General features: G+C 54.7%; 3 protein-coding genes. 1 reads left to right on the plus strand and 2 read right to left on the minus strand.

Annotated elements, in window-relative coordinates; translation table 11 throughout:
- Positions 1-981 (plus strand): M1 family aminopeptidase (locus tag Q0072_RS15985; protein WP_298332125.1); only part of this gene is annotated, 981 nt, incomplete at its 5' end.
- A 248-nt stretch (positions 982-1,229) separates the two neighbouring features.
- Here Q0072_RS15985 and Q0072_RS15990 read toward each other — a convergent pair.
- Complete coding sequence (locus Q0072_RS15990) at positions 1,230-2,717, minus strand: hypothetical protein (RefSeq protein ID WP_298332128.1); 1,488 nt, start codon at positions 2,715-2,717, stop codon at positions 1,230-1,232.
- Positions 2,717-4,612, minus strand: coding sequence for an N-6 DNA methylase (locus Q0072_RS15995; protein ID WP_298332131.1), 1,896 nt, complete (start codon positions 4,610-4,612; stop codon positions 2,717-2,719). The genes Q0072_RS15990 and Q0072_RS15995 overlap by 1 nt, the downstream gene beginning before the upstream one ends.
- Positions 4,613-5,360: the final 748 nt, after the last annotated feature.

Genomic DNA, 5,360 nt, shown 5'->3' on the forward strand with positions numbered 1-5,360 from the left:
GACAGCCTGGATTATTTCAGCAAGGCCTTCGGCCCCTATCAGCACCGGCAGATGCGCATCCTGGAATTCCCGGCCTATGCCAGCTTTGCCCAGGCCTTCCCCAACACCGTCCCCTATTCAGAGGCCATCGGCTTCGTCGCCGATGTGCGCGATCCCGACAAGATCGACTATGTCTATTACGTCACCGCGCATGAGGTGGCACACCAATGGTGGGCGCATCAGGTGATGGGCGCCAATGTCCAGGGCAGCACGCTTCTGTCGGAAAGCCTGTCGCAATACAGCGCCCTGATGGTCATGGAAAAGTCCTATGGCCCCGACAAGATCCGCCGCTTCCTGAAATACGAGCTGGATGCCTATCTGCGCTCCCGCGGGGGGGAGGAGCGGGAGGAACAGCCCCTGTCGCGTGTGGAGAACCAGCAATATATCCATTACCGCAAGGGCTCGGTCGCGCTGTATTTCCTGCGCGATCAGCTGGGCGAGGATGTGGTCAACCGGGCGCTGGCCCGTCTGGTAACACAGACCAAGTACAAATCCGCCCCCTACCCCCGCTCCACCGACCTGATCCGCCTGCTGAAGGAAGAAGCCGGGCCGGACAAGGCCGACCTGATCACCGACACGCTGGAAAAGATCACGCTTTATGATCTGAAGGCCGTGTCGGCGACCGCCGAAAAACAGGCCGACGGCCGCTACAAGGTGGCACTGACGGTCAAGGCCGGCAAGGTGGAGGCCGATGGCCAGGGCAAGGAAACCAAGGTTCCCGTCTCCCTGCCCATCGATATCGGCCTGTTCACCGCCAGCCCCGGCGATGACGGGTTCGATGCCGGCAAGGTGGTGGCGATGGAAAAACGCCCCGTGGATGACAGCACGACGGTCATCGAGTTCACGGTGGACAAGCTCCCCACCCATGCCGGCATCGACCCCTACAACAAACTGATCGACCGCAATTCCGACGATAATGTCGTGAAGGTTGAGGTGAAGTGAGCATGGACGGGCGGACGAGGGTGCCGGTGGGTGCCCTCGTCCGGCCGGGCAGAGAGCAGCACCGGTTCCCCTCTCCCACCCCTCACACCCGCCACCGCCGTTTCACACCGTCACCGCCGCCCCCTCTCCCACCCCTCTACCGTCATCCCGGCGAAAGCCGGGACCCTAGGCCAGGGGCGAGATTTTACCGTTGGCGGTTAGGGGACTGAAACTTGCAAGACTGAGAGCGATGATCAACCCGTTGCCATTTACATACCGATGGCGAACATCCCCTTGAATAGGTTGTCGAGCTCAGCTCGATACCGAACCCTCTGCGTAGATAGTAGCTCCACAAGATCGGATATTGAGGACCGCACTGCTGGGTCTTTAGGTATTGGCAAAACCACCTCAAGTAGTCTATGCCCGAGCGTATCGATCACGTCACGGGTAAACTGTTTGCGCCTCATTTGGGCGCGGACGACAGGCAAGTTGAGGGCTGCATACAGGAGGGCGGGGCTAATCTTCTCCGAGTTGTTTACCTGAATGTTGTAAATCCCTCCGCAGTAAAGGAGGGGAAGATCTTCTGCCTTAACCATAACTGAGGACCCAACTAGGTACGTGCCATCACGGACAAGCAGGATATCGTTCTCAGCGATGCCTTGGGGGTATGCAGACAACACTGCATCATTCACACCGTGCTTAGCGTCAGATTTGAGCTCATATGAGCCCAGATCAGATGTCCTAATAAATGGGTTCTCGCCTGTACCGTAGTTTAGTCTGCCGATCTCGTCGCCCGTTCGTATGGAGATAGAACCATCACCCACAAGCGAAGAAATCGTAATTAAGTCGCAGCGGTCCCTATAGTCGGTGAGCATCGTTGGAATGGAGGGGTCGTAGTATTTTGGAATGAATATATCTTTTTTAACGCTGGAGGATTTTAGCGTGAACGCCGTAAAGCTCGGCCGTTCTCCCAAGAAGGCAGGGCGGCCCTGATAATCTTTCGGATCGGGCATCCATTGCAAAATATCTGATAAGTTACCGCTACCAGCTCTCCGCAACCAAACGTCAATGGCTTGGAAGAGGTGTGTCAGTCGCTCTCGCATCATGGCTCGGCCTTCGACTGCGCCCCGAACGGAGTTTGCAATCCGGATAATCGCGTCGCGGTCTTTCGGCACAGGGATGATAACCTCCCCTACTCTGCCAACAACCGAATCAATAATGTCCGCCGAAAACTGCTTAGACCGAATCTGCCTTTGGACGAGAGGGGCATTTATGGCTGCGAGCAAGAAGTGTGGAGGGAAGGAGCATTTTTCGGCTACGCGAAATTTTGCTAGGTGATGTTGATAGAGCATAGGGCCATCGTATGGCGTGACAAGAGAAGTTGCGCCAATCAGATAAGTACCCTCGTGTACAAAAAGAATGTCACCCGCCTTCACGTCGTTTTCATCTTTATAGGCATCATATATTGCTTGACTTACCCCATGTTTCGGTGATGCCTTTATCTCGCAATTTGCGATATCGCTTGTTCTGATATAGGGGAATGCTCCAGTTCCATAATAAATCTTTGGTATATATTTCCCATGATCGTGAAAAATATCGCCTGCGGCGATTAGCTGATCCAACGACAGGAGGTGATGAGTTGTTGAAAGATCAGCTAACTCGCCACCAATCCGTGGATCGTAATAGCGCGGGATGAAGATATCGCGCTTGACCGACGTTGCTGGGAGGACAAAACCGGACTCTGCGTATCGACGCATCAGCAAAAATCCTTAATCATTGTCCGAAATGCTTTTGCAGCCGCCGGGACGTCATCCAAGAGTTCCTCCGTCCCGTCATCCTTTGTGCGGATCGTTGGATTTCCACGAGAATCGTGGCCACACCATTCGACCACACTCATGAAAATTTGATCGCCATCGCTTGGGGGGATTTTCTTGACGAACATAACGGCTGTCTTTGCATGAGTGTGCGGCTGAAAGAGCTCCTCGGGCATCGACACAACACCAACGATCCTCACTCGCTCCCTGAGGTACTGCACAATATGGGTGTAAGTTGGCATTCCCAGGATGCTCTCAGGAATTACGATACCCATGCGCCCACCAGGCTTTAGAAGTTGGAGGCAGCGCTCGATAAAGAGGATTTGTGGTGGCTGCTTCTCATGGAGCTTGGTTGTCTTTGTATACCTGCCAGATGCCTTGTCCTTTTTGTACTGGTGACCAAGGTCGTACTGGCCCAGCGTATCCGCCCCTTTGATTGGTATTTTGGTGCCAAACGGGGGATTGGTCATAACGATGTCGAATTTGCCTAATTGGATCGCGCTTTGCGCCATTGGCTCCCAACGATCCGTGGGTAGCAAGCTGTTGTCGCAGAACACTCCTCCGCGGCCGTCCCCGAGAATAGCCATGTAAGCTTTGGCCACTTTTGCCAGGAATGCATCCTTATCCATTCCTCGAAAAAAGCGAGAGCCGACGTGTCGTTGTTCTTCTCTGATTCTGTCCTTGGAGAGCCCTCGTGCAGCGCCATCTACTTCAATTTTGCGCCAAACATAGTCCAGTGCACCGACAAGAAAGCCGCCAGAGCCGCAGGCGGGGTCAATGATCAGTTCCTCGGGTTTAGGGTCGACTATGTCGATGATCATCCGCACGACATTTCGGGGGGTGAAGAACTGTCCCTCTTCACCCCGTAGCGCTGGCCCCATAAAGACCTCAAACGCGTCTGCAACGACGTCACGTTCTGCATCAGTAATGCAATAGGTTTGAAGCTCGCCAACAACATAGGCAATATTTTCATCATCTAATTCGATGGCTTCGGTAGGGTCAAATACATCGGAAAAGCGATTTTTCACGCGAGAAAAAAGTTCGATGATACGATCGCGAACCACCTTAGAGTCCTCGCCAACACCCGCCCGAAAACTCATAAGCTCCTCGGGGCCTTTTGTTGTCTCGTCGTAAATTTTGCAAAATAGAATATTAATGATTTGTTGGGCTAAGCGCTCGTCTTTTGTTATCCCTTTCAGGTTTCCTGCCAGATGATGGCGAATGTCTTTCAGAACAGACTTCAGGTGGTTTGTAGCCTGCAGATCTTTCCGCAGATAGCGTCCAATATCCTCGATGCGCTGGCCGCAGCGTGGCAGAGTAGGGAGCTCGGTGAAGGACAGGCGCCCTTGCCCCACGTACTGTTTATGTAAATAAAGGTGAGACTTCCCGTTAAACCAAACACCAATAGGAGCATCGGACAGTGAAAGATATAGCTCAAGTTGCTTGCGCCCAGACTTGACGTTTTCAGCTTTGCACTCAACAATCATCAAACACTTGTCATCATGCTTCGTATCGTCGGAGAACACGGCGATATCTACGGGGTATGATTTTTTTTCGTCAGACGGGCGGCGGCGCACACGATACTGAGGGCGAGTGATGAGACGAGATTTCGGATATCCAAAATCTTCTACGAGTCGCTTCGCAAAAACCTGGGTGGCTTCAACCTCCTCAGGCGTAGCCTTAATAGAAAGACCAGACACGTAATCTTTGACGTATCCCGCCGCGATGGCGTCTACATCGTCGCTGTTTTCATCGGGACTGATGTCAATGTCAGGCTCTTCCATAGTAGTGTGAATATCGATTTTTGTGCCCTGTGAGCCCTTTTTGGGTCGCGCCATCATTATCCCCTTACGCTGCGCCGTCGCGCCTGTGTGCGTAGCAGACTTTGAGGCTATAACCAAGGGGGTGGGGCAGAGTGGGATATGATGACTGTCAAGAGGTCGTGACCATGGAGATTGGAGAAGTTCCGCGCCCAGGGGGCGGCGGCTCTCCAACAAGAGGTGGCCGAAGCGGTGGAGCGGCCGGGCAAGCCGACATTTGGTGACTGTCTGTAGTGGGCCACCGGTCCGCTTCGCCCTGCCGCCCGCCCCCCTTCAGCATCTGGCCGCGCCAGGGTCGGGCGTGGGGCCCGTGGGTGCCGGCGTGCGCCGGGATGAGAGAATAGGCGGGGGTGGTGGCAGATCGCCAAGCGCGCGCCAAGCGCTGACTTTTCGCCGCCTCCGTGCTATGCTGCGCCCCGTTACCACCCTTTGCCTGTCCGCATCCCGGCACCGGCCCCCGCCACTGTGCGCGGGCGGTGGGGTCATGCAAGTTGCTCTGAAACATGGGGGTGTTTTGTGTTTCACGCTGTTGCACAGGGGCGGTGCCGAACGGCCGGCGCCTGTGGACCATGGCAGGTGCCAACCCCTCTGGAACAGGGGCCCTTGCGATGTTCAACAATGTTGCACAGACCCCGCTACGCCCCGTTCTGCGGGGCAAAAAGAACACAACCGGTAAAACCGTAGCGAGCGCTCACACAGCCTCTGGTCAAACCTTACTGATCTGTTAATCTCAATCTCGCGGATGCGAAACGAAGCCATTGTCGGC

This window comes from Asticcacaulis sp., assembly GCF_027484505.1.
Lineage (GTDB): Bacteria > Pseudomonadota > Alphaproteobacteria > Caulobacterales > Caulobacteraceae > Asticcacaulis.